We start from the raw sequence: 20,809 nt of genomic DNA, 5'->3' as shown, positions 1-20,809 counted from the left end.
TAATTTCCTCACCGTTATAGGTCACACGCTCTATAACCAGTTCATTATTAACATACCTCGCCCCTTGGGGTTCCCACTGCTCCCCGTTGGGTTCATCCTCCCCAATCCCTAAAAAATCTACAAATTGTTTACCCTCTAATTCGGGGTCAGGACGGAAATCAAGGCAAGTGTCATCATCTGGCCCGCCGGCATGGACAGCACAGACAAAGTGGAAGTCGTGGGAGTAGAACTGGCAGCGATCGCACATCAGTAGTTTTGGCATGATACCAGTATATTGTGTGTCCAATTGGGGCGATCGCACACTTGGGATTTTCGGCATAGCTTTAGAAGTTTCCCCCAGAACTGAAGTGCGATCGCCTGGTTTGAAAATTAATATTAATTTCCACTCTAAATTAAGAGTGAATCTTCTAAAAGTGTTTAAATTTCTAACTCAAAAAGGATTTAAAATCATAAAAATGGAGAAAATTAATCCCTTATTTTCTAATTAAAATAAAAGTAAAAGCGTTGATTATCATAATACGCAATCGTGCCACCCCAGAACAAATAGAACAGATGCTCCAGGAGCATAAATTTTATATTAAGCTTGCAGTTGACATCGAACGCCGTATCCTTGCCGGGGGCGGTGAAATGCATTTTGACTGCGAACAGGTATTGCTTGAGGATGGTAGCAGGCAAGTAAATATCTGGGGTGCAAACTTTATGCCTATTAATCAAAAAATTAGCTATGATTCTCTAATCAACATTCGCCCTCGCCAAAACCGTTCAATGGAAATTTTAGACGCTACGATTAGAGAAATTGTTAGCCAAATTATCGAAGAGTTGCTAGGTAACGTATGACTGACTTGACTAAAAAACAAGAACGCTTCCTACAAGATGATATCCCTACTCGCTTGGGTCACTTGGCTGCAAACTTAGCTCGAATTAAATCTTTTTCGGATGAACAGACACACCCAGATTTTGCAGTCAATCTCATTAGAGAAAGTCAGTACTTTATCGAATGGACTGCACCCCAAATGGATATTGACACTGCCGCAGAGTTAGTGGATTTAGGGCGCACTTTGTCTAGATGGAAATTGAATTGGGAAAAAATTTGGTCTGACGCCGCAGCTTTAAGCCAGGTCAAGGGTGAAGTTGCCTCGTGGTCGCAGCGTGTCTTGGATATGTCGGGATTGTTATCTGAATCAGTCTCTGAAGCTTGTTAAAGTTAATCATCTTTGACTTCTAACTGATAAATTCGCATCTCCTGGTGTTCACCCATCATTCGCGCTTTTATACCCGTTTGGCGGCGGCTGAACCCTGCCACCACAGCAGTACAAGAAAACAGGTTTACTCCGGCGCATGGCTTTCTTCATCACCGGCTCTAGATTGAGCTTGGGGTTATCGCTGTTGTACCAGACAATGTGCGATTTACCGAAGTAGCCTACAGCGAATAGACTAGCGACAAGCCACTCCATCACCGATTGAATCTGCTCCTGCTCAACGCCGCTCATGGTTTGCCCGTAGCTTTCAATGGTCGGTTGGGCTGGTTTGGGTTTGAGGAAGTTCAGTAGTTTCATGACCGAAGGGGAACACAACTTTTACCAGGATTCCCATATTTTGGGGTGCGATCGCACTGGCGAATGAAACAGTAGCTCATCAGGGGGTAGTCGTATGATGTTCGACCTTAAAAGCAACGTGCATTGTCACCTTGTAGCGCACAACCTGATTGTTCTCGACATCAGCAGTCCAGTTAGTGATCTCAAAAGCGCTAATGCCACGCAACGTCAGCGCCGCTTCCGCCAAACCCTGTTGCACTGCATCATCAAAATTTTTTTTCGGAAGAAGCTACAATCTCGATTACTTTAGCGACTGACATGAATAGTCTCCTTTAGTAAATTTGTGATTCGCTCACTCAGCAGCATTGTTTGTGTTTGTTGGGTGGAGTTGGTAGGAAATGACCTGCACGGTTACACTTTAAATCCCAGTGGCAGTGGCAATAGCTTTAATCTTGTCAATCTGCTCCTGAGTTGTTTGTTCTAACTCTCAATTTGTGCAAAGCAGAATTGGCTTTTCGTCTACCATAAGGCAGTTTATTTGGTTGTGTTGCTCCCAAATTTTTGAGGAAAACTCAAAACTCAAAAAATAAAACCCCACGTGTGAGGTGGGGGTTTCTCTTATTGGTACTAATATACTATAAAGTGACGAAGTTGACAAGCAATTTAGAGGGCTGGGCGATCACTCCCTACCATAGAGATTTCTAACAATGATTAGATCAAAATCACATAGTTGAGTGTCCTAAATCACAATTAGATATCTGGAGAATTGCCTGTCTAGTTTGAAGAGATTAGTAGAAATCAAAAATTGAGGTAACAACAATGACTTTTAATTTAACTGATGCCATCCAAGTTATTCTGATTGCTGCTGTTGCAAGCGTGGTGTTGTCTTCTGGTATTTGCTGGACAATGCCCAAAGCTAAAAAGGCATGAGGGAGTTGTAGCTTTATAAGAAGCGATCGCCTATGCATGAGTGTGTGGTATATAACACGGTGCGGAAGGTAAAGGCTTTGTTAGAGAAAACTAGCAATCATCACGCATGAAGCTGTTTTGCTTGTTCATATGCACGGTTAAGCTCTGCCATTTTTTCTTCATTACCACCATTATCAGGATGATATTTTCTCGCTAGTTTGCGATAGGCAGACTTTATAGTCTCAATAGAATCGTAGCAATTATGCCATTAATGACTTGGGAATTGTGGTTAGCCCGTGATATCGTCACTGACAATCCTCTCCCTTGGCAGAAGTCCCAGAGTAATTTGACCCCTGGAAGAGTTGCTCAAGCTATGGGTGGAGTTTTTGCGGTGATTGGTACTCCAACAAGAGCACCCAAACCTCGCGGAAAGTCTCCTGGTTGGCAACCAGGAAAAAAGCGTCTCCGTAAAAACCGATGCCCTATTGTTAAAAAAATCGTAGCCCGACCACGGAAAAAACCATCGGTTGCTGTTTAATACCTAAGATTATTCATACTTTTGCTAAGTCTCTGATTAACTCAGCCCTGCTGGGTCTTTTTGCATGGCTTAGTCTAAACTCCAGTAACATTTCTTGGGCTTGAATACTGCTTCTTGGAGGTTCACCAGATCGAAGTCCACCTTTCTTGAATCTATTTGTCACACTTTTAGGTAAATCCTGTAATTGTGTGTGATGAACTTTGCTCGTAGCAGCCATATTAAAAGTAGAATTACACTTAGAATCGTCAGACATGGGTTAAAAATCTATTGTGATGTATTACGTTGATTAGCTTCAGACCAAAACATGACATTAGCTTCTTTTCTTATGCTTCCCATTTGGTCATTGCTCATAACACATCTGGCCAGATTGACAAGTTCTTGTCAATGTAAATCCCGATATCCTAATAAGGTTCAGTACTCGCGCATCTATTTAGTAGATATCACGACTCAACTTGTTGAATATTTTGGATCAAGTCATTGGTGCTTTCCAAAACCCGTTTGGTTACTAAGCTGTTGATGTCGCTTGCATTACACAGTCTGTTCAATGAAATTATTTAACCAAATTTTCTTTCTACAAATAAATCAGTCCTAGTTCTATTAATCTTTCTTGGAGATTCACTACTTCAACCTCCCAAAATTTCCCCATTGCTAGATAGAGTCTTTCAAACTCTGCTGGTTCGCTTTCTCGAAGGAGGCTTATTCTTTGCTCAAGTTCAACTTCATCTACTTGATATTTCTCATCTAATTGGTTAAATGCTATTCCGTATTTAACCTGTGCGTCGCTCTATCTGAATAATTTGTATAGAAAAATTATTAATTTCAAGTCTAATGTCAACGATAAATCTAAATCTAAATCAAAACTAGTATTGACATCTTAACCACGATTAGCAGTCAAGCACAAAATGGACGACGTACAGTAGCACTCGATACGCAGTATCGCAAGCGCGATTTTGCTACCCCTGTCATCTTCATGCGTGTGCAGGATGGGTATTTATTTAAACGTCAGAGTGCGGAAGATGAGATACAGGGTGATAGAAACTCTGGTGAATCTAGTCAAGATTCTGGTGTGAAAGGTGATGCTCGTATAATTCAAAATGTGCGGCAGTACGGAGAAAAAAGCATGACTTTTGGTCAAGCTAGTAACTTTAGGATTGGTGATGATTATTACCAGTCAGAACCACCGCAAAAGAAAACTAACGACAAATAAGCGATCGCATTTACCAAGGTGCGGATGCAGAAGCTATCAAAGAAGCATTGCGTTTAGTCCTGCAAGAGAAGCAAAAAGCCAAACGTCCCCGCAAAGAGAAACTGTTGCTGCAAGCGGTAAAATACTCAGGGGAGAAAATTTCCCGCTCTATCTGATCGTTTGCAGCCGCAGTGAAGAGTATGCTGCCTACGAAACCAAATTGCAACTTAACGGTGCAATCTGTCTACAGCCGTTAACTAGTGAGCAAGTTCAGGATTATCTCAACTCCATATCAAAAGCATTCTCATACGATTAACCTGCACCTAATTCATCATAAAAGCCTTTAAGGTTGAGCGAAATGCTACAAAATTTAAACAAGACAACCGCTTTGCACTATCCTCTAGTCACACGAACGTATTAAATGACACCTCCTGAACACCTTAAGCAAATTCTGAATCGCGTTGAGAAGGGACAGCAAACCGATGATGACATAACGATTCTACGTCAGCTACTTTTGGATGGCGATCGCCAGGTTGTACAACAACTGGGTAAGTACAATGTCAATATTGGCGAAGGGAAAGAGATACATATAGGCGATCGCATTTACAACCAGTGGATAAAGATGAACAGCAACTAGGAACATTATGTAAATTTAATGACATACCAAAACAACTCAACAAATTTCTGAAGACAGGTCTTAGACATCTTAGAGGTAAACAATATCAGCTAATTATTGAGGTATTTTTACCCAGTGATTTAATTGGTACAGAGGTAGATCGCTGGAAAATTTCTGATCCGATAATAGAGGAGATAACTTTGGGGATTAAGTATCCAATTCGACTGCGATCGCTAGAACGTTTGAATCTGGAATATTTAGATTCTTATCTATCTGATTGGTACAAGTATTGGGATAAGGTTAAAAGTGTTTTACAAAATGAACCGATTCAAGAACTATTTGAACATCTTCAGGATATGGAAACTTTTAATTGGAAGTCGCTAAGAAGTAGTTTAAAAGAAAAAATCGGACTCAAAGTAACTTGCGCTCTTCCTAAAGCAAAATCTAAGGATTTATTTAAAGCTATATTAACGGCAACAACACCAATCGCTATTTGGACAAGATGTGATATTCCTAATCTCGATCAGGTGGCAGCAATAGATGAAATATTAACTTTTAAACCATTGTGTCATTTGTGTGAATCAGTTAGACAGACTAGAGAAAAATCTGATGCTCAAACGGAGGAACATTTAGGTTTTCATTTAGCCCTGCTTGATGTTTCAACTGTTGATCAATTGAGAGAATTTATAGAAAAAGATCCTCAAGCAATATTTGCAAGTAGCTGTATTCACAATAAACCAGAAGTCAATTTTCGAGCTATATTATTGCGACGATTTGAAGGACAAACTTGGCAACAAATATCACAAGATTTACACATAGAAACGTCTTATATCAGAGCATTTTATCATAGAAATTTAAAAAAATTTAAACCTATATTAAAGGAATACTTACAATAATAAGTCAAAAGTATAAAGTAACTTAGGTTTTTTATAGTCAACCCAATAATCCAACAAATGTCTCAGCGCGTTTCTACCAAAACCTTTTTAAGTGACTGGACGTACCACACGAATTAGTTTTCCTTTCAACGATTCTTCTGTTGTCACAGCCTCATGTATCCGTGCAGTAAATTGCTCCCAATTACGGGTGATATGCAAACTGTGGAATGATCGCTAAGTGTGCGTAAAACCAAGAATTCACTAATTTAAGGTTGGTCGAAATGCTACAACAGTACAATAATAAAGTAGTTTTGCCATCATCATAATCCAATCACGTAAAAGTATTCAATGACACATTCTGAACGCCTCCAGCAAATTCTGCATCGGGTTGAAAAGGGGCAGCAAACCGATGAAGATATAACATTTTTACGTCAGCTACTTCTGGCTGGCGATCGCCAATTATCTTCAATAGCCAATTTAATTTCATCAGGATGAGTGCTTGTTATTCAACTTTTTTCTGTTTAACATAATTACGAAAGTCATCTATTGTGAGTTTATTGAGCCATTGATGACGTTCTTTAGTATAATCACCATAACCTACTTCTAACTGCTGTAAAAACCTTAGCGTTCCTGCTACTCCTAACGCATCAATAAGAGCTTGATATCCTTGTTGCCTAATTTCCTTCAGTTTCATTGTTTTCTTCCTCTGTTTGCAAAACATTCATTAACCAAATTGTAGGGTTTTCGACTTCTATGTTCAAAATACTTTGAAATTTTTTTGCTTTCCGAAGCAGTCGGTCGTCAGTCGTTAAAAATACATCAGCATCTCCAGCTTCTGCAAAAGCCAAATGTAACGCATCGTGAAATTTAAAACTCAACTTCATTAACTCTTCTGCTCTCAAATCAATATTTTCAGTTGATTGAATATAAATATTGGCTAAATTTAGTATCGATTTGACCTGTTGTTGTTTAAATGAGTCTGAATGTAGACTAACCTCAAATTCAATAATATCGCTATTCATCAATAGCCACTTACCATCTTCGCAATTTTGAATAATTTCTGTTACTGCTTCAGCCTCCATCCGCATCCGAAACTGTTCTAAATTGTCTAAAGTTCGATTCAGACAACAAACATCGAGATAAATTTTAGTCATGTTGTATTTTGACTGGAAACTGTGAAGTAGCTATCTGCGTGTAAAATCCAAAATTCACTCATTCCGGCTAGGCAAAAGTGCTACAACAGTCAAATGATATAGCTGTCTAGTTCAGGTAAATCAATTCCAGCTTCCAAAGAAGAAGTAGAAATAATCACCTTGATTTGTCCGGCTTGCAGTTTTTGAATAATCTCTCGACGGCGATCGCTCCTCAAGGAACTGTAGAACAGTCACTGGCGATGTTGCAATCATTCAAAAATTCTCCTTAAAAAGTCTGAAAAATGCTGCTTTGAGCTACTGCTGAAATATTGGCAGCACAAATACTCTCCATTGGTAAGGAGTGCCAGAGCTAGCAGTTGTTGTCTTTTACGATTATGGTGATAGGATAACATCAAGTGCATCAATTATCAACTAGTTCATCAGGTGATGTTTTTGGAGGGTAAGTAGGAAGTAAGCGCATAATGTCTACTAAGTAGATAATTTATGCTTTGGATGCCTACAAAGAAACCTAGAACTACCGTTACATTCGACCAAGAGGACTATGAAGAGTTGGAACAGTGGGCAGAATCTGAATTTAGGTCTGTACCTCAGCTAATTCTTGTAATAGTCAAAAAAGCCCTGATTGAACGCAGAGCAAGTAAACAAAAAGAAAAGAACGAATGAACTTTACAGAAATAAACCCTTTGACTCTGCTATCACTGCCACTGGCTGAACGATGCTCCTTCATGAGCCGCTATGCGATCGCAGTTGCCCAACTACCTAGCAATTTATTTTGTACTAATTGACGAGCATATTCTGTAGATTGGTAAAACCCTTAACTTTGCCAGGCAAAAGAACGCCAGCGAGAGAATGCTCGTCGGTTGAATGAGCAATTGCGAGATGATTCGACGAAGTATTCAAATTTGAATACTCCGTTAAATGAAACTAATTCTCAAGAATCAGAGAAATTCTCAGTCTTACAAGAGGTTACTAATAGGGTCAAACTGAGTGTTGGTAGTTATCACAAAGGGAAAAAAGTTTTTGAGTATATTTCTCAACTCAAGCAGGCTGACAAGTTGCAAGCTGCGATCGCACTGGAGCAGGAACTTAACCGCAGTATTGACGCAGCGTACAAATTCATTTGTGACGAGCGTCGCAATGAAGTCATAAATGTGATTGAAAGGGGTGAAGTAAATACAATTCGAGACGCACTGGGGTTAGTACGTAGAGGTTTTCGTAATCCCTTCCGGGGTTTTGAAGTTGGGCAAGTTTATCAATTTAAGAAACACCTGCGTCCTAGTTTAGAAATATGTGGTCGCGTGATCAAATGCCGTTGACTTTTTGTAGTCCCGTTGAAGAGATTGATAGCACAAGAATTCTTGCACAATATATAGGGCTTGCCGAAGGTATCCTCAAGCCCTGGATTATTGCCCAACTCAGAAACCAAATAACTATTGGTGCGGCGGGTGGTAACTTTGCAGGCAGTCCTGAAACCTTAAAGCGCTATCTTACTGCGGCTTCATTACGGTTGGGTAGTACTCAAGACTTAATTTTATGGGCGGATGCGGGTGCGATCGCAAATAAAAACGTGATGCGGCAGTACCGCCGTACTTATGAGTTGGTTACTCGCTGGGGTTATACCTTAAAAGTAGCGTGGTGGGGACAACTCGATAAATCATGTGCTGACCCGGATGAGTACGCTGGTGAGTTAGCCGTTACTGCACCTGAGTTGTTTATCAGATTTCAGCCTACTTTTGAGCGATTAAGGTTTCTTTTTTGGGGTGGGAAGTTTGGGGAAGGTTCCTTGTGGGCAGCGTCAGATATTCAACTACCAACTTGTGGTCGTTATGACTATGATGATACTGCTATTCGTCAACTCCTCGGACAACCGCCTGATGATATTGCGGATATTATTAACCAACTGACGGTCAAACTTGCTCCCGACTTGAGGTTTTTAGTCGAAAGTGCGGACAGTATAGATACGAGTGTAGGTACTAAAAGCGAGCGTGCAGCTTCAAGGCAAATTAATAAACTATTACGTTCGGTTGCGTCCCTCGAAGTGAAACAAGCTCTTGAAGCGGTATCCCTTAATTGGTTGATTCCACTTTTGGAAGTCTGGGGGGGATACATGCGTGGGGCATTACACTTTGATAGGGGAATACTTTCGCTACATCAGCAAGATACTCGCCATCGAGATGTAGCGAACGCCGCGCAGTACAATATTTACCTGGATGGTACGCTTGATGTGCGGTATCTTGCCCTAAAGTTGGGAGTAGGGGTTGAAGATGTTCTTGTTGTCGAGCAGGTTACTCCCCAGTATGAAAATTTAAAAGTGGTGCAAATCACCAACATGGGCGTTTTGGGACGCGATCGCAGGGAGTAGATGCACCAACGCTTGGAAGCACTGCGAGAAAAAATTGAAAAGTTATCGCCGGGGATAGCTTTTATCGAACGCAAAAGCTACGCTAAACCGGGTGATGGTTATCACTTTCGGGACAGTTAAGTTCAGAACTATTTCTCTATTTATTATTTGCCAGTTTAGCGTTAAATATTTTAAGATTTTACTTGTGTTTTAGTAATCATTAGATTTTTAATAAAAATTTTTGTTTGGTATTAGTTGTACAAAAACTCATTATTATTATTTTATTTATATTTTTAAATGGTAAACTCTATGAAATTAATTCCTGATTTACATAATCAACTAATGTTGATTTAATCCCAGAAATTTGTTAATTGGCTTTTTAATTGAAAGGGTAAATACTAGGAGTTAAATGCATTTTATTACGGAGTAGCCAGGTTAGATTAGCGGGACTTAAACAAAAATTAAGCCCAAATGTAGCCCAAACTGGCTTTATAGGCAGCAAACAGGTGACGATTGAAGGTCAACCAATCGAAAAATCGATAAGATATAGCAGTTCTAAATGCCTCTAAAGCTACTCTACGAGAAGCCGCTAGCGCGTCTACAGTAAAAGTGTTCAAAGGTTTGTTTGCCTACCTGCGCCTTAAGCCACCTGTAAGCTGATGCCAAAGAATAAAAGTATATGAAACAGTTGAAATTTTGAGAATTCTACACGGAGCGCGTAATCTCAAAGCCATCTTCCACCAATAAATGCATACTGACTGCGGTATGAGGCATAAGGGAAATGCGATCGCTGTCCGGGTAGTTCTAACGTAGCTGAATGGATTTGATGGGTTACTCCTGAAGGGGTGACAAAAAGGCTATAAAGAATCCCTATCCTTGTCATGATTTTGAGGTTACGATAAACCGTAGATAAACTCATTCGTTCTCCACGTTCAACCAGTAACAAGTGTAGTGACTCGGCACTCAAATGATGACCTGTTGGGAGAGTTTGAAAAACTTGAAAAATCAGTTGGCGTTGAGGGGTGAATCGATAACCTTGAGCATTTAATTTTGCTTTCAATGAATCTAAATTATCCATAAGCACAGCGTATCCGCTTAGAAAATCTTTCAGTGCTAGTAAAACTGATCTCTAAACTTGTGTAAGACAAGTCTGTTATCATCCAAAATAGTAAAAAGTAAAATATTAATGAATCCCAGACTGCACGCGCCACAGACTGGCGTAAATACCATCCATCGCCAGTAACTCCTCGTGCTTTCCCTGCTCAACAATTTGACCGTCATCCATCACATAAATACAATGACTGTGGCGAATTGTGGAAAGACGATGAGCGATCGCTATAGTTGTACGATTTTGAGTAATCATAGCCAGCGACTTTTGAATCGCCGCTTCCGTTTCATTATCCACCGCAGAGGTCGCCTCATCCAAAATCAAAATTGGTGCGTCTTTGAGAATAGCACGAGCGAGCGCAATTCGTTGTCGTTGACCACCAGAAAGCTTCTGACCCCGTTCGCCAACGATAGTATCGTATCCTTGGGGTAGTTGGAGAATAAATTTGTGAGCCTGGGCTAGTTTGGCAGCATGGATAATTTCATCGTGACTAGCATCAAAACTACCATAGGCAATATTTTCTGCCACCGTACCGTGAAATAAAAACACATCCTGACTTACCCAACCGATGCAGCGTCGCAGTTCCCCAAGTTGTAATTCCCGAATATCGATACCATCAATGAGAATACGTCCGCCTTGGACTTCGTAGAAGCGTAACAGCAGTTTGACAAGAGTACTTTTACCAGAACCCGTTGCACCGATAATACCGATATTTGCTCCGCTTGGAATGTGCAGTGATAGGTTTTTCAGTACATTGTTGCGATCATTGTAAGCAAAGGTGATATTATCTATCTGCACTTCACCGCGTACTGCTTTAAAGGGCAAGGGATGATTGCCTGCGGGAATAGTAATGGGAGTATCCAGCAACCCCATGACTCTATGAATAGAAGCCATAGCCCGTTGATACTCATCCATGAGTGTACTCAAGGTGGCAAATGGCCACAGTAATTGCTGCACAATGAACACCATGAAACCATAGGTTCCCACTGTTAACTGATTATTTGCCACTGCAACACCACCGAAAAACAGGGTAGCGATGAAACCTATGACAACCACGAATCGAATTGCCGGAAAAAACGCAGCAGAAAGTGCGATCGCTGTTTCGTTACTACGGCGATAGGGTTCACTTTCAGTCAGGACACGTTCTCTTTCGTAGGTTTCGGCAGTGAAACTTTTAATTGTGGCAATTCCTGAGAGATTATTAGCTAAACGACTATTGATAAAACCAGCTTTGTCGCGTACATCTGCATAACGGGGTGCGAGTCGTTTTTGGAATGCCAATGAACCCCAGAAAATGAAGGGCGTAGGCAGGATTGCCAGCCATGCCACATTGGAAGCTATCAGAAGAAACGAGCCGCCTACAGCTAAAACAGTGGTGATAAATTGCAGAATGGACGCAGCACCAGAATCGAGAAATCTTTCTAATTGATTGATATCATCGTTTAAAATTGACAAAAGTGTGCCTGTAGAGCGTTCCTTTACGTCACAATGTATTGTTTGGCGTAGAGTTAGCCCGATTTAAATACGGCTATGATATTTTTGAAGCTCCTTTAGCTCCTATTGATATTTTTAACCCAGTTTATGGTGCTAGACCAGGAGAATTCACTCTCAGTTTTGCTGGTGAACAAGGTGGAGATAATATTGGTTTTTATGTCCAAGATTTAATAGAAATTTTACCTAATCTCAAAATTTTAGCAGGTGGTCGTTTTGATGTAGTTGACTCTTTCTACAAAGACCGTCCAACTAATACAGTAGTAAATGAGCAGACTGACAGCAGGTTTTCGCCGCGAGTTGGGATAGTTTATCAGCCGAGTCAATCTACATCTGTTTATTTCAATTGGACTAACGCCTTCGTTCCTCAAATTTTTAGTAGAAGTCGCACAGGTGAACAATTCAAGCCAGAAATCGGCGAACAGTTTGAGGTAGGAATTAAACAAGATTTTTTTGACAATCGTGTGTCAGCGAATTTGGCATTCTATCAAATAACCCGTAAGAACGTGCTGACGCCTGATCCAGTTGATACTAATTTCAGCATCCAAACGGGTGAACAAAGAAGCCGTGGTATTGAACTAGATATTGCTGGAGAAATATTACCAGGTTGGAAGATTATCGCTACTTATGCTTATACAGATGTTGCTGTCACTGAAGATAACAACCCGGATCTGATTGGCGATCGCACAGCAGGCGTACCAGAACATAGTGCCAGTTTGTGGACTACTTACGAAATTCAAAATGGTAATTTGCAAGGGTTAGGTTTTGGTTTGGGGTTAGTATATGCAGGAGAACGGGAGGTATCTTTACCTAATACATTCACAGTTCCCTCGTACCTAAGAACTGACGCATCTGTTTTTTATCGTCGCAGTAATTACAGAGTTGGTCTGAACGTCAAGAATCTTTTTGATGTTAAATATTACGAAGTTGATGGTTTTAGCCTTCTTCCCGCAGCACCATTAACGGTATTGGGTACAGTTGCAGTGGAGTTTTAGTCATGGCAAAAATTGTATTTTGCATTTGGCGATTACAAGGCGAATTTTATGGAACTTTGAAACTGGCTAAAACGCTGAAATCTCTTGGTCATGATGTACTTTATTTAGGGATACCAGATTCTGAAGAAAATGCTCAAAATCATGATTTTTCATTCCTACCTATTCTCGAAAAATGGTTCCCGAAAGGATTTATTAGACAAGTAGATAATAATCACCTCAATGTAAGTGGATTTAAATTATTACTGGAGCAAGCAAGGTATATAAAATATTTTAAGTCTATGATTAATTCTTTCCTGACAGAAGATAACCAAGAAGTACATAATTTACTCAAAAAAACTCGTTCCGATTTACTTTTGATTAGTACATCCTCACCTCTGTTCTCAACTTTGCTGGCGTTAATAGCTTATGAATGCCAAGTTCCAAGTATTTATTTAACTGATATGTTTACGGCATTACCACTAGCTAATTCTACACAGAAAAAAAGAAAAGATTTTCTGGAATATAGATATTATGTTCAGCACTGGAAACAACAAATTAAAATAGTATTTACTTGGTTGATTGGTATCGATATAAATAATTTATTCAGAGTGTCATTGATGCTATATCCAAAAAAGATAAATACCAATTAGTTGTATCAGTTAGTGATTATCTCAGTATTGAAAATTTTACCTCTATTCCTGATAACGTCATTATCGTCAACAAAGCTCCCCAGTTGGCACTCCTGGAACAGGCTTGTTTAGCTATCATAGCTGGAGGAATACATACTATTAAAGAATGTATATTTTCAGGAACACCAATGATTGTATTTCCTATTTGTGCTGACCAACCTGAAAATGCCAAAAGGATTCAATATCATGGATTAGGATTGGTAGGTAATATTCAAGATGTATCTGTTCAGCAAATAACTAATTTAATTGAAACAATAGAAAATGATTCTTTGTTGCAACAGCGAGTGGCAACATGGGGTAATAATTTTCGGGAAATAGAAAGCTCTGGACGGTCTATAAAATTTATTTCAGAAATTTTAGCTAATACAAAATAAAAGAACTAAATTTTAGTTTGATTTGTGCTAATTTTTAATTTTGACTATCCTCAGCCAGCTTGATTTGAGATTCCACCACATCTGACTTCCTGTTCTAAGATAGAACCAAAAGATTGAGAATGCTGCCATGACGACTCATCTGCCCCGTCAGCCCCATTCAAAAACTCATTGACCTTGTTAACTCATTTGCGGAATAGGTTTTATGATTTATAAATATCTCCCCTTGCACCAATTGCATAAATTTCAATGTCTTGTGAATCCATATCTATGGTAAATATAATTCTGTTTTTACCAACACGCAATCGATAAAATCCCTCCCAATCACCTTTCATCTTTTTGATGTCTAACTCCGTGAATGGGATAATTCCTAGCTGCTCAACAGCAACGGCAATTTGATTTATTTGTTCTCGAATATTTTCGACATCTTCGGGATTTGCTTTATTTAAAAATTTAATCGCTCTTTTGCGAAATTTGATTGCCATTTTTTACCCAATCAGTCAAGTCAACTACTTCTTCATCATCGCTATCGGCAGGTACACCAAACTCAACTTCAAGTTCGCGTTGCTCATCATCACCTATATAGGGGATGAGAATTTGGCATAACCGTAGTCTTTCTTCTTGCAATACTTCCCGCATTGTTTCTTTAATTAATGCTTTTAATTCTGAAACTTCCACAGTTTATCCTCTGGTTTCTAAGTAAAATATCTAATATTTTCTTAAATACTATCACAGCCCCGAAACGGAATTTTTACCGAGCAAACATTCTTTTGGTGTAAGGCCATACTTTTTCTTAAATGCTGCGGCAAAATGACCGAGATGGCTATAACCGATCAAATTAGCAACTTCCGCAACGGTCATATTACTTCCGCGCGAAAACTGCTCGGCTTTTTCCATCCGTATTTGGGTCAAATAACCGAATACAGTTGATTACCTTCTAACACAGGAATATCCCAGCCCCAGCATGATCTTGAGTAAAGGTGTAAGATAGGCGATCGCATTAATTTCATGCCAGAAAACCAAATGTTCTTTAATAATCTGGCGTTGCTAAATCACAAGATGAATCATGCGATCGCCTAAACAAAAATTCTCAATCACCAACTCTAAACCCGGACACAGCTTTATTTTCTGCCAATAGCCTTTAACTTTATTTTTTTTTCATATTTCCCCCACAGAAACTATACGATAATCATTGTCATACATAAGTGATAGCACTTACTTGCAATAGGCTGTATATGACATTCTGTTGTGCAGTGTTTGGAAAGATGTTGTAACTAAAGATTTATCTACAAGATTTTTGGAGTTTTGAACTATAAAAATATCGTGATTTTAAATATATCCAAAATTCATATCTCTAATTGGTTATGGGTAATGCTGTCAGTACAATTATTAGCTGCTTGTAACCACGTTTCCCCAAGTCCACCTGCTGCTAAAGTCGGCAATGAATTCAAAGATGAAATCGTGCTGGCTTTCTCATGGGAAGATTTCGACGATCGCGGGTTCGACCCAACTATGGGTTGGAATTATTACGGGCCACCGCTTTTTCAAAGTACGCTGCTGCGCCATAACGAAAATCTAGAACTGGTTAACGACCTTGCCCAAAGGTACACCATTAGTAGTGATAGAAAAATCTGGAGATTCAAAATCCGTCAAGATGTCCGCTTCTCGGATGGTCAACCCCTCACGGCAGCAGATGTTGCCTATACATTCAACCAAACTAAAGAGAGTGGCGGATTGGTAGATTTGTCTGTGTTAGACAAAGCGGTTGTCAAGGGTAATTACGAAGTTGAGTTACACCTCAAGCAGCCTCAGATTACTTTTATCAATCAAATAGCCAGCTTGGGAATTGTACCAAAACACGCCCATAACAAAAACTACTTCCGCAATCCCATTGGTTCTGGTCCCTATCGTTTAGTGCAATGGAATCCTGGTGATGGGGATTAGATCAACCCATGACCACACGCTTTTTTCTTTGGCTAGGACAACTACTGCAACGGAATTTAGGGACTTCCATGACCTATAACCAAATGGTATCTGAGGTGATAGCCGAACGTTTTGAGGCATCATTGGCACTGATGGGAATGGCGTGGTTATTTTCAGGTGCGTTCGGTGTATTGCTGGGTATTGTAGCAGGAGCCAAGGAAGGGTCTTTTGTAGATCGGGCAATTCGGCTGTATGCTTATACTTTGGCATCAGCTCCCGCTTTTTGGATTGCCTTACTATTGTTAATTATTTTTTCGGTGACGCTGCAAGTTACCCCGATATGCTGTGCAACACCGCCCGGTATTTTAGCGGCTGATGTGACATTATGGCAAAAGCTCCATCATTTATTACTGCCTGCCCTAACCCTGAGTCTGATTGGTGTTGCTAATATCGCCCTCCACACCCGTGAAAAACTGATTGAAATTCTGCATAGCAACTATGCTTTATTTGCCTATGCCCAAGGTGAAACTACTACTGGGGTAGTTCTACATCACGGTTTGCGTAACGTTGCTTTACCAGCGATTACCTTGCAATTTGCCAGTTTGGGCGAACTGTTTGGTGGTTCTGTACTAGCTGAAAAGGTGTTTTACTATCCTGGTTTGGGCGAAGCTACCGTACAGGCTGCACTGCGAAGCGATGTTCCTTTGCTACTAGGTATTGTTTTCTTTAGCGCCACCTTTGTCTTTATAGGTAACACTTTAGCCGACCTCAGCTACCAGATTATCGATCCCCGTATCCGTTTTGGAAAATCTGCATGACAAAGCCTGCGATCGCCATCCCCACTTTACCAAATCATCCTCCCACTAAGCCCAAAGGCTTGGTATATCTGGGTAATCGCCGTAGCCGCACCCTGCCGATCGCCCTTTTATGTTTTGTAATTTTTAGCACTCTGTTACTAGGTGCGCAGTTAGTTGGTACAGAAGGTTTAGAAATTGCCTTACAAACTCGCAACCAACCTCCTTCACTGGCTCATCCTTTTGGTACTGATTGGTTAGGCAGAGACATGTTTGCACGTACACTCCACGGCTTAAGTTTGAGCTTGTGGGTGGGTTTGTTGACAGCCATTTGTAGTGCAGCGATCGGCTTAGTCTTGGGAACTCTATCAGCAACGATGAATAGTAAGGTTGACGCAGTGATCACATGGGTAATTGATGTGTTCTTGAGTTTACCTCAGCTTGTGCTAATTATCCTGATTGCATTTGCAGTTGGTGGCGGTGTTCCAGGCTTGTTAATTGCCATCAGTGTCACCCACTGGATGGGTTTAGCTCGTCTTTTACGGGCTAACCTACAAAAATGAGTATCTCACTCAAAAGCGTCAAGCCGAATTGCGGGGAAAAGAGATAGTATTAATTCCGCAATCAGTCAGTTATCTTTATCCCTTGATGACTGTGGGCAAACAAGTTGTCCGAACTGCACGTCTAAGGGGATTATCAACAAATGCAGCTCAACAGATTGTTGACCAAATTTTTGCGCGCTACAAACTGGCCCCCTCAGTTAAGCAGCTGTTTCCGTTTCAGCTTTCAGGTGGAATGGCTAGGCGAGTTTTAGTAGCGATGGCTGTGATTGGACAAGCTAATTTAGTCATTGCTGATGAACCAACTCCAGGTTTGCATCCAGAGGTGGTAGTGGAAACCCTCAATCATCTCCGCGAACTTGCTGACGAGGGTAAAGGTGTATTGTTAATTACCCACGAACTAGAAGCCGCATTACAAATAGCAGATAAAGTCGCTGTTTTTTATGCAGGCACAACTGTGGAGATAGCTGCTAAAACTGATTTTACTCATGGAGGAAAAGCATTACGTCATCCTTATACTCAAGCACTCTGGCGTTCTTTGCCGCAGAATGAATTTATTCCTGTGTCGGGGACACAACCAAATCCTGATTCCCTTCCCCTTGGTTGTTTGTTTGCCGAACGATGTCCAATTGCAACTACAGACTGTTTCACCCATCGTCCACCGCTACGAGAAGTCTGCAATGGTTTAGTGAGGTGCATACATGCTTAGAGGCGAACATCTCTGTTTTCGCTATGGAGCAAATAAGCCTTGGATTCTGCATGATTTCAGCATAGAAGTAAATCCCGGCGAAATTGTGGGTTTGAGTGGAACTAGCGGTTTAGGAAAAACAACTCTGGGTAAAATTCTAGCTGGTTATCTCCAACCTGTAGAAGGTTCTGTCAGTGTAAATGATCAGCCTTTACCGATGCAGGGTTATTGTCCAGTGCAAATGATTTTTCAGAATCCTGAGTTGGCTATGAATCCTCGTTGGCGAATTAACAAAATTTTAAAAGAAGGGCAAATGCCTTCTGGAGAATTACTCCAAGCTTTAAATATTAATCAGAACTGGCTGAATCGCTGGCCTCATGAGTTGAGCGGAGGCGAACTCCAGCGAGTGGCTGTTGCTCGTTCATTAGGAAGACATACTCGCTACTTGATAGCTGACGAGATGACAACGATGCTAGATGCTAATACTCAAGCTTTGATTTGGAGAGGAGTCATCGATTACGCCCGCAAAGCTGAAATAGGCATTTTGGTTATCAGTCATGACTTCTGGCTGCTTAAGCGTTTATGCGATCGCGTGATTGACTTGCATTCAGCAAGCAAATAGCATTGGCAAATGTCAGTAGAGAACGAAGCCTGCCCACACACGAAGAGGTATTGATACTATAAATTACAAGTGCCTCAACCAAAAAAGAGTAAATACAAACATTGTATTACATCGTAAGACTACCATGGAGACAACGAGAATTCTTGCTCATGTAATACACGGTCAAAGAAGATTAAAGTAGTGATGGACTGCTAATTAAATTCTGTTTTGACTGTCAAGGTATTCACCCCTCTTTACCAGAAGAACAAATTGCGCCCATTTTCGAGGGAATAGAAGCTGGACTTAAAGAAATCCCCTATGGAGAAACACTTACCCTCCATCTCGGTTCTTTCACTGAAGATTTTGATCGCCAACAGGAACTAAAAGCCATAGAAAATGGATGTTCTAGGGATGAATTGATGCTACTGATGAGGTCACAAAGACTGAGAATTAGGGAACTGACCAAAAATGGTACTCGCAAAAACAAGTTTCTCAGAATCTACTGCACCTACACCGTGTCAGGAAGTGAAGATGGAAAGACCGCAGATATTGTGGAAAAATTCATTCTGCACCTAAAAGATGCTTGGGACAAATTCACTGGTCAAATTCACCAAGTTAGATATCAAAGAGTCGAATCAATCCTCAAAAACTCTTTTACTTCTGGGTTTCAACTTTGGGAACAGACCCTCACCAACAAAATGGGGTTGGGGTATTGCAACGATCCGTAAAAAATTCCGCCATTTCGCTTGAAACCTTTAACCGTAAAGCTTTTCAGCAAGCCCTATATAGACTTTATTAGCTATGAATCATCTTTGCCTAGTTTGAGCCAATTTAGGCAATGTTTAATAAGTGCTATTCAAGCAAATCAACGCTTTGAAGCACCTCTACGAACTAATGCCAGCTTCCGTTTTAGGCAAAGAATGTTTCTCTCGCTCAGAGTTTGACACAGCTGACTTTACTGCTGAAAAGCACTTGTATTAGGCATTTCAGTCCAAATGGCGGAATTTTTCACGAATCGTTGCAATACCCCTGACTGAAGTGCCTGTGAGTATCCGCGAGAGTAAAAATTACGCCCAAGGATTACGCAAGTCAAACAGAACGGTTTGTACCAGTTAGTGACACTTAAAAATGTATCTGATTCATTCTTGGATTCGTAAATTTCTCCTTGGCGCTTGTATCGGTGGGTTGGTCACAGGCTGGGTGATTGAAGCTCCCCAGAAACGCAAGGCTTCGGAAGAACAATTAATACAAACTTTTAAAACAACACGCAACCCAAGGGAGCGCAAACTAGTTGAGTATAGGTTACTGGAGATAGCACACCTCAAACGGTACAATCAACTTGATGATCCGGAGGCAGAAGCGATTTACAAATTGGTTTTAGAAAGAGATCCCAATTCGGCTGAGGCTCACACGTTAATGGCAGAGTACAAATTAAGGTTGTGGAATCGAAAGCGTAACCCTGCATACAAGCAAGAAGGGTTGGAACATCTGCGAAAAGCCCAGGAACTTTACCGCCCACGTGTTCCGATTTTGGCTCAACAACTGTCTAAGCTTGAACAGAAAATCAATTCGGGCGCTCCTGCCTATGATTGGTATTTCCCTGATGTGCTTCCTTGATCAAAATCTAGAAAAAGTATGCTCATAAGGATAACGTTGCTGTCAGGGGAGGAAGAAACGGAGGACGAAGCCGCGCTTATAGAATAAAAACACAACCCACAGTAATCAATTGTTATGACGCAAGCCTTATCAAAAATAGTTACCTTTGACGAATTTATTGTGTGGTATCCCGAAAACTCTGGGGTACGCTACGAACTGCACAATGGGGAAATTGTCGAAATGGCACAGCCTACTGGGAAACATGAGAGGATAAAAGGATTTTCGGCTGCTGAATTAACTTTAGAGTTTAGACGGTTAAATCTCCCCTACTTTATTCCTAATCAAGCAATAGTAAAACCACCAGAAAGAGAATCAGGTTATTTTCCAGATGTATTAATACTAAATGACGCTGCTTTGGCTGACGAACCCCTTTGGGAAAAATCTTCTACTGTGACTAAGGGTACATCAATTCCTTTAGTGATTGAGGTTGTCAGCACCAATTGGCGTGATGACTACTATCTAAAACTTGCCGATTATGAAGAAATGGGCATCCCCGAATATTGGATTGTTGACTATGCAGCATTGGGAGCTAGGAAGTTTATCGGTAATCCTAAACAACCCACTTTCTCAGTCTATCAACTAATTGATGGGGAATATCAAGTCAGCCAGTTTCGGGGTAGCGATAAAATTTTATCTCCTACTTTCCCTGAGTTAAAGTTGACGGCGGAACAAGTTTTTAATGCTGGTCAATAAGTATTTAATTCAATATCTAAGTTTTGTCTTAAGATACAGTTTATATAGTTTTAACGGTATATAAAATTTATACTTTTTATACCTTTCCTGCTGGTCTGCCTGTTTTT

General features: G+C 40.5%; 29 protein-coding genes and 7 pseudogenes. 23 read left to right on the top strand and 13 right to left on the bottom strand.

The genetic code is table 11. The features are described 5' to 3' along the window. The coding region (locus UYI_RS0109430) for a hypothetical protein (protein WP_200860549.1) at positions 1-319 on the bottom strand (319 nt) is incomplete at its 3' end. A 185-nt stretch (positions 320-504) separates the two neighbouring features. Between UYI_RS0109430 and UYI_RS0109420 the strand changes: the two genes are divergently transcribed. Further along, positions 505-837 carry a DUF5674 family protein gene (locus UYI_RS0109420; protein WP_026085844.1) on the top strand — a complete coding sequence of 111 codons (333 nt, stop codon included), beginning with the start codon at positions 505-507 and terminating at the stop codon, positions 835-837. Beyond that, on the top strand, positions 834-1,202 hold the full coding sequence (locus UYI_RS0109415) for a hypothetical protein (protein WP_016866415.1): 369 nt from the start codon (positions 834-836) through the stop codon (positions 1,200-1,202). Before UYI_RS0109420 ends, UYI_RS0109415 begins: the two co-directional genes overlap by 4 nt. Positions 1,203-1,250: 48 nt before the next feature. Here UYI_RS0109415 and UYI_RS32330 read toward each other — a convergent pair whose 3' ends face one another. The 3 genes and pseudogenes from UYI_RS32330 to UYI_RS34695 all read right to left on the bottom strand — a co-directional run. Further along, positions 1,251-1,556 (bottom strand): hypothetical protein, encoded by a 306-nt coding sequence (locus UYI_RS32330; RefSeq protein ID WP_016866414.1) that lies wholly within the window; start codon positions 1,554-1,556, stop codon positions 1,251-1,253. A 79-nt stretch (positions 1,557-1,635) separates the two neighbouring features. After that, positions 1,636-1,803: pseudogene (locus UYI_RS40175) on the bottom strand (dodecin family protein); the annotation flags it as partial. Between the two features lie 786 nt (positions 1,804-2,589). Further along, positions 2,590-2,691: pseudogene (locus tag UYI_RS34695) on the bottom strand (DnaJ domain-containing protein); the annotation flags it as partial. 15 nt (positions 2,692-2,706) lie between these two features. On the opposite strand from UYI_RS34695, the gene UYI_RS0109400 reads away from it, so the two are divergent. The 5 genes from UYI_RS0109400 (at position 2,707) to UYI_RS36700 (ending at position 6,154) form a co-directional block, all read left to right on the top strand. Then, on the top strand, positions 2,707-2,982 hold the full coding sequence (locus tag UYI_RS0109400; RefSeq protein WP_016866412.1) for a hypothetical protein: 276 nt from the start codon (positions 2,707-2,709) through the stop codon (positions 2,980-2,982). Between the two features lie 970 nt (positions 2,983-3,952). Then, positions 3,953-4,189, top strand: a complete 237-nt coding sequence (locus UYI_RS0109390; protein WP_016866410.1) for a hypothetical protein — start codon at positions 3,953-3,955, stop codon at positions 4,187-4,189. A 400-nt stretch (positions 4,190-4,589) separates the two neighbouring features. Then, positions 4,590-4,805 (top strand): hypothetical protein, encoded by a 216-nt coding sequence (locus UYI_RS38270; protein ID WP_016866409.1) that lies wholly within the window; start codon positions 4,590-4,592, stop codon positions 4,803-4,805. Then, positions 4,781-5,680 carry a VMAP-C domain-containing protein gene (locus tag UYI_RS38265; protein ID WP_016866408.1) on the top strand — a complete coding sequence of 300 codons (900 nt, stop codon included), beginning with the start codon at positions 4,781-4,783 and terminating at the stop codon, positions 5,678-5,680. Before UYI_RS38270 ends, UYI_RS38265 begins: the two co-directional genes overlap by 25 nt. A gap of 327 nt (positions 5,681-6,007) precedes the next feature. Next, on the top strand, positions 6,008-6,154 hold the full coding sequence (locus tag UYI_RS36700) for a hypothetical protein (protein WP_157226321.1): 147 nt from the start codon (positions 6,008-6,010) through the stop codon (positions 6,152-6,154). Positions 6,155-6,161: 7 nt separating this feature from the next. Here the strand turns inward: UYI_RS36700 and UYI_RS0109370 are convergent, their stop codons facing one another. The 3 genes from UYI_RS0109370 to UYI_RS34690 all read right to left on the bottom strand — a co-directional run bounded on the left by UYI_RS0109370 (position 6,162) and on the right by UYI_RS34690 (position 7,028). Further along, complete coding sequence (locus UYI_RS0109370) at positions 6,162-6,353, bottom strand: hypothetical protein (protein WP_016866406.1); 192 nt, start codon at positions 6,351-6,353, stop codon at positions 6,162-6,164. After that, a complete protein-coding gene (locus UYI_RS0109365; protein ID WP_016866405.1) occupies positions 6,334-6,813 on the bottom strand; it encodes a PIN domain-containing protein in 480 nt (159 codons plus the stop codon). The genes UYI_RS0109370 and UYI_RS0109365 overlap by 20 nt, the downstream gene beginning before the upstream one ends. Positions 6,814-6,902: 89 nt before the next feature. After that, a complete protein-coding gene (locus UYI_RS34690; protein WP_016866404.1) occupies positions 6,903-7,028 on the bottom strand; it encodes a helicase-related protein in 126 nt (41 codons plus the stop codon). A gap of 277 nt (positions 7,029-7,305) precedes the next feature. Between UYI_RS34690 and UYI_RS32315 the strand changes: the two genes are divergently transcribed. The 4 genes from UYI_RS32315 (at position 7,306) to UYI_RS0109345 (ending at position 9,175) form a co-directional block, all read left to right on the top strand. Further along, a complete protein-coding gene (locus UYI_RS32315; protein WP_071588822.1) occupies positions 7,306-7,476 on the top strand; it encodes a ribbon-helix-helix domain-containing protein in 171 nt (56 codons plus the stop codon). Further along, positions 7,473-7,598, top strand: a complete 126-nt coding sequence (locus UYI_RS39610; RefSeq protein WP_258003609.1) for a hypothetical protein — start codon at positions 7,473-7,475, stop codon at positions 7,596-7,598. Before UYI_RS32315 ends, UYI_RS39610 begins: the two co-directional genes overlap by 4 nt. A 117-nt stretch (positions 7,599-7,715) precedes the next feature. Beyond that, entirely contained in the window at positions 7,716-8,129 is a 414-nt protein-coding gene (locus tag UYI_RS32310) for a hypothetical protein (RefSeq protein ID WP_146007617.1), read from the top strand. Beyond that, a complete protein-coding gene (locus tag UYI_RS0109345) occupies positions 8,102-9,175 on the top strand; it encodes a hypothetical protein (protein ID WP_180977241.1) in 1,074 nt (357 codons plus the stop codon). Before UYI_RS32310 ends, UYI_RS0109345 begins: the two co-directional genes overlap by 28 nt. Before the next feature lie 440 nt (positions 9,176-9,615). Here UYI_RS0109345 and UYI_RS35705 read toward each other — a convergent pair. The 3 genes and pseudogenes from UYI_RS35705 to UYI_RS0109325 form a co-directional block, all read right to left on the bottom strand. Beyond that, positions 9,616-9,837, bottom strand: a pseudogene (locus tag UYI_RS35705) (hypothetical protein); the annotation flags it as partial. Positions 9,838-9,878: 41 nt separating this feature from the next. Next, positions 9,879-10,232, bottom strand: a complete 354-nt coding sequence (locus UYI_RS38860) for a Fur family transcriptional regulator (protein ID WP_016866398.1) — start codon at positions 10,230-10,232, stop codon at positions 9,879-9,881. Between the two features lie 105 nt (positions 10,233-10,337). Beyond that, positions 10,338-11,741: pseudogene (locus tag UYI_RS0109325) on the bottom strand (ABC transporter ATP-binding protein); the annotation flags it as partial. On the opposite strand from UYI_RS0109325, the pseudogene UYI_RS0109320 reads away from it, so the two are divergent. From UYI_RS0109320 to UYI_RS38850, 3 genes and pseudogenes are all read left to right on the top strand, one after another. Beyond that, a pseudogene (locus UYI_RS0109320) lies at positions 11,741-12,748 on the top strand (TonB-dependent receptor); the annotation flags it as partial. The pseudogenes UYI_RS0109325 and UYI_RS0109320 sit on opposite strands and share 1 nt — an antisense overlap. Before the next feature lie 2 nt (positions 12,749-12,750). Continuing rightward, positions 12,751-13,377: a glycosyltransferase family protein gene (locus UYI_RS38855; RefSeq protein ID WP_026085843.1), complete on the top strand. Its 627-nt coding sequence runs from the start codon at positions 12,751-12,753 to the stop codon at positions 13,375-13,377. Continuing rightward, positions 13,329-13,790 carry a glycosyltransferase gene (locus tag UYI_RS38850; RefSeq protein ID WP_326930415.1) on the top strand — a complete coding sequence of 154 codons (462 nt, stop codon included), beginning with the start codon at positions 13,329-13,331 and terminating at the stop codon, positions 13,788-13,790. Before UYI_RS38855 ends, UYI_RS38850 begins: the two co-directional genes overlap by 49 nt. Positions 13,791-13,990: 200 nt before the next feature. On the opposite strand, the gene UYI_RS0109305 is transcribed toward UYI_RS38850, so the two are convergent. The 3 genes and pseudogenes from UYI_RS0109305 to UYI_RS35695 all read right to left on the bottom strand — a co-directional run. Beyond that, the gene (locus tag UYI_RS0109305) at positions 13,991-14,272 is read right to left on the bottom strand and encodes a type II toxin-antitoxin system RelE family toxin (RefSeq protein ID WP_016866395.1); all 282 of its coding nucleotides are present in this window, start codon (positions 14,270-14,272) and stop codon (positions 13,991-13,993) included. Then, positions 14,241-14,465, bottom strand: a complete 225-nt coding sequence (locus tag UYI_RS0109300) for a hypothetical protein (protein WP_016866394.1) — start codon at positions 14,463-14,465, stop codon at positions 14,241-14,243. The genes UYI_RS0109305 and UYI_RS0109300 overlap by 32 nt, the downstream gene beginning before the upstream one ends. Positions 14,466-14,516: 51 nt before the next feature. Beyond that, positions 14,517-14,702 (bottom strand): annotated as a pseudogene (locus UYI_RS35695) (helix-turn-helix transcriptional regulator); the annotation flags it as partial. Positions 14,703-15,158: 456 nt separating this feature from the next. Here UYI_RS35695 and UYI_RS0109290 point away from each other — a divergent pair. The 9 genes and pseudogenes from UYI_RS0109290 (at position 15,159) to UYI_RS0109255 (ending at position 20,702) form a co-directional block, all read left to right on the top strand. After that, complete coding sequence (locus UYI_RS0109290) at positions 15,159-15,731, top strand: ABC transporter substrate-binding protein (RefSeq protein WP_016866392.1); 573 nt, start codon at positions 15,159-15,161, stop codon at positions 15,729-15,731. An 8-nt stretch (positions 15,732-15,739) separates the two neighbouring features. Next, positions 15,740-16,528 carry an ABC transporter permease gene (locus UYI_RS32300; RefSeq protein WP_016866391.1) on the top strand — a complete coding sequence of 263 codons (789 nt, stop codon included), beginning with the start codon at positions 15,740-15,742 and terminating at the stop codon, positions 16,526-16,528. Continuing rightward, entirely contained in the window at positions 16,525-17,067 is a 543-nt protein-coding gene (locus UYI_RS32295; protein ID WP_016866390.1) for an ABC transporter permease, read from the top strand. Before UYI_RS32300 ends, UYI_RS32295 begins: the two co-directional genes overlap by 4 nt. Positions 17,068-17,095: 28 nt before the next feature. Beyond that, complete coding sequence (locus UYI_RS39990; RefSeq protein WP_190806391.1) at positions 17,096-17,773, top strand: oligopeptide/dipeptide ABC transporter ATP-binding protein; 678 nt, start codon at positions 17,096-17,098, stop codon at positions 17,771-17,773. After that, entirely contained in the window at positions 17,766-18,374 is a 609-nt protein-coding gene (locus tag UYI_RS0109270) for an ABC transporter ATP-binding protein (RefSeq protein WP_016866388.1), read from the top strand. Before UYI_RS39990 ends, UYI_RS0109270 begins: the two co-directional genes overlap by 8 nt. A 182-nt stretch (positions 18,375-18,556) precedes the next feature. Further along, positions 18,557-19,060, top strand: a pseudogene (locus UYI_RS37605) (hypothetical protein); the annotation flags it as partial. 142 nt (positions 19,061-19,202) lie between these two features. Then, positions 19,203-19,334, top strand: a complete 132-nt coding sequence (locus UYI_RS39595) for a hypothetical protein (RefSeq protein WP_268742142.1) — start codon at positions 19,203-19,205, stop codon at positions 19,332-19,334. 147 nt (positions 19,335-19,481) lie between these two features. Continuing rightward, positions 19,482-19,970 (top strand): hypothetical protein, encoded by a 489-nt coding sequence (locus UYI_RS0109260; RefSeq protein WP_016866386.1) that lies wholly within the window; start codon positions 19,482-19,484, stop codon positions 19,968-19,970. A 114-nt stretch (positions 19,971-20,084) separates the two neighbouring features. Further along, complete coding sequence (locus UYI_RS0109255) at positions 20,085-20,702, top strand: Uma2 family endonuclease (RefSeq protein ID WP_016866385.1); 618 nt, start codon at positions 20,085-20,087, stop codon at positions 20,700-20,702. Positions 20,703-20,809 lie beyond the last annotated feature (107 nt).

Origin of the sequence: Fischerella muscicola PCC 7414 (assembly GCF_000317205.1) — a bacterium.
GTDB classification, from domain to species: Bacteria; Cyanobacteriota; Cyanobacteriia; order Cyanobacteriales; family Nostocaceae; genus Fischerella; species Fischerella muscicola.
The sequence above is the reverse complement of the archived record's forward strand: the minus strand, read 5'-3'. Positions and strand labels throughout refer to the sequence as shown.

Bases quoted from the DNA above. Each gene is read 5' to 3' on its own strand.
- UYI_RS38270 (WP_016866409.1), top strand. From the start codon at position 4,590: ATGACACCTCCTGAACACCTTAAGCAAATTCTGAATCGCGTTGAGAAG.
- UYI_RS0109345 (WP_180977241.1), top strand. From the start codon at position 8,102: ATGTGGTCGCGTGATCAAATGCCGTTGACTTTTTGTAGTCCCGTTGAA.
- UYI_RS0109270 (WP_016866388.1), top strand. From the start codon at position 17,766: ATGCTTAGAGGCGAACATCTCTGTTTTCGCTATGGAGCAAATAAGCCT.
- UYI_RS32315 (WP_071588822.1), top strand. From the start codon at position 7,306: ATGCCTACAAAGAAACCTAGAACTACCGTTACATTCGACCAAGAGGAC.
- UYI_RS0109290 (WP_016866392.1), top strand. From the start codon at position 15,159: ATGCTGTCAGTACAATTATTAGCTGCTTGTAACCACGTTTCCCCAAGT.
- UYI_RS0109370 (WP_016866406.1), bottom strand. From the start codon at position 6,353: ATGAAACTGAAGGAAATTAGGCAACAAGGATATCAAGCTCTTATTGAT.
- UYI_RS0109415 (WP_016866415.1), top strand. From the start codon at position 834: ATGACTGACTTGACTAAAAAACAAGAACGCTTCCTACAAGATGATATC.
- UYI_RS0109400 (WP_016866412.1), top strand. From the start codon at position 2,707: ATGCCATTAATGACTTGGGAATTGTGGTTAGCCCGTGATATCGTCACT.
- UYI_RS0109365 (WP_016866405.1), bottom strand. From the start codon at position 6,813: ATGACTAAAATTTATCTCGATGTTTGTTGTCTGAATCGAACTTTAGAC.
- UYI_RS32295 (WP_016866390.1), top strand. From the start codon at position 16,525: ATGACAAAGCCTGCGATCGCCATCCCCACTTTACCAAATCATCCTCCC.
- UYI_RS38860 (WP_016866398.1), bottom strand. From the start codon at position 10,232: ATGGATAATTTAGATTCATTGAAAGCAAAATTAAATGCTCAAGGTTAT.
- UYI_RS32300 (WP_016866391.1), top strand. From the start codon at position 15,740: ATGACCACACGCTTTTTTCTTTGGCTAGGACAACTACTGCAACGGAAT.
- UYI_RS38855 (WP_026085843.1), top strand. From the start codon at position 12,751: ATGGCAAAAATTGTATTTTGCATTTGGCGATTACAAGGCGAATTTTAT.
- UYI_RS39610 (WP_258003609.1), top strand. From the start codon at position 7,473: ATGAACTTTACAGAAATAAACCCTTTGACTCTGCTATCACTGCCACTG.
- UYI_RS0109260 (WP_016866386.1), top strand. From the start codon at position 19,482: ATGTATCTGATTCATTCTTGGATTCGTAAATTTCTCCTTGGCGCTTGT.
- UYI_RS36700 (WP_157226321.1), top strand. From the start codon at position 6,008: ATGACACATTCTGAACGCCTCCAGCAAATTCTGCATCGGGTTGAAAAG.
- UYI_RS0109255 (WP_016866385.1), top strand. From the start codon at position 20,085: ATGACGCAAGCCTTATCAAAAATAGTTACCTTTGACGAATTTATTGTG.
- UYI_RS0109305 (WP_016866395.1), bottom strand. From the start codon at position 14,272: ATGGCAATCAAATTTCGCAAAAGAGCGATTAAATTTTTAAATAAAGCA.
- UYI_RS32330 (WP_016866414.1), bottom strand. From the start codon at position 1,556: ATGAAACTACTGAACTTCCTCAAACCCAAACCAGCCCAACCGACCATT.
- UYI_RS0109390 (WP_016866410.1), top strand. From the start codon at position 3,953: ATGCGTGTGCAGGATGGGTATTTATTTAAACGTCAGAGTGCGGAAGAT.